This window comes from Vibrio lentus (assembly GCF_002875945.1).
GTDB classification, from domain to species: Bacteria; Pseudomonadota; Gammaproteobacteria; order Enterobacterales; family Vibrionaceae; genus Vibrio; species Vibrio apostichopi.
Genome location: NZ_MCZK01000099.1, coordinates 1 through 1,346 on the forward strand (window position 1 = coordinate 1; position 1,346 = coordinate 1,346).

At 42.4% G+C, this 1,346-nt stretch carries 1 protein-coding gene; it reads left to right on the forward strand.

Translation table 11 applies throughout. The features are described from left to right. Positions 1-95: 95 nt before the first annotated feature. Entirely contained in the window at positions 96-1,334 is a 1,239-nt protein-coding gene (locus BCT49_RS07550) for an ISL3 family transposase (protein WP_102434731.1), read from the forward strand. Positions 1,335-1,346: the final 12 nt, after the last annotated feature.

Below are 1,346 nucleotides of genomic sequence, written 5' to 3' on the forward strand. Positions count from 1 at the left end.
GCTCTTCTCCGCTTAGATGAGTCTATAAATTAACAATAAAATCAATAAAGTATTGATTTATAATTACTTCCTGTCTTATATCTTAGTGTTGTAGTTTGTCGTTATTATCTTCCGCTCTATTTAATTTTAAAGGTCAATCCGTACAGTCTGTAACGCTCGAAGAGTGCACTCATTCAGTACTCGTCAAATGCAAGCGAGACAGACGCTGTAAAGTCGTTGACCCTGAGACTGGAGCACCGCGTACCGTCGACCACTATGTTCAACGTCGCCTGTCAGATTTACCTGTAAGTGGTCGCCCTTGCGTAATAGAAATTGAACTGGCTCAGACGAGAGATAAGCTCGGCCGAAGATTGATTGAAGCCACTGATTTTGTTGATAAGGGTGGTCGCTATACCAAGAGATTCTGTCACTTTATTAGTGGACTATGCCGCTATATGAGCATCCATGCAGTGTCTAAGCATTTAGACATTCGCTGGGAAACCGTGAAAAATATCGATAAAGCATTTCTGTTATCTACCTTGCCCGCTTTAGAGCCTAAGAAGTTGACCAACCTTGTTCATATTGGCGTTGATGAAGTCGCTAGGGCTAAAGGCCATGACTATATGACCGTTGTTTATGATCTGGTTTCAGGACAACTTATCTGGGTTGATCATGGACGGACTTCAAACGTACTCATCAACTTTTTTGAACAATTAGCACCACAAACGAGAGACGGCATCCAAGCGGTATCAATGGATATGGGCCAATCTTACCAATCAGCGGTGAGAAAGGCTCTTCCGAATGCAGACATCGTTTTTGACCGGTTTCACGTTATGCAGAACTACTCTCTTCTGATAAGGAAAGAGCGTAATAAAGCGTTTAGGAGAGGAACGCATGACGAGAAAAAAATGCTTAAGGGGACGCTATTTTTACTCCTCAAAAATGCGCCGAAATTAAGCGATAAGCAGTCAGATAGGCTGGATGATTTACTTGAAAGCAATAAGACACTTTGTACTATTTATATGCTCAAAGAGCAGCTGCAAGCCTTATGGAATGAACGTGATTTTGACTTGATGATCGCAGCGCTTGATGCGTGGTGCCAGCTTGCTAAAAATACAAGGATCTTATCTCTCATCAACTTTGCAGATGCGCTTTGGGAGAGAAGAGTTGGGATCTGCAATTATGCAAAATATAGGCTGACGAATGCCCGAGTTGAAGCTGGGAATGTATCGATAGGCCTTCTTAGGCGGAGAGCCCGAGGAGTAAGGGATACTGATTACTTTAAATTGAAGATTAGACAAACCTCAATCCTAGAAACTCACTCTACCTTTTACCCAGAAATCAAGCTCATCTAAGCGGAGAAGAGC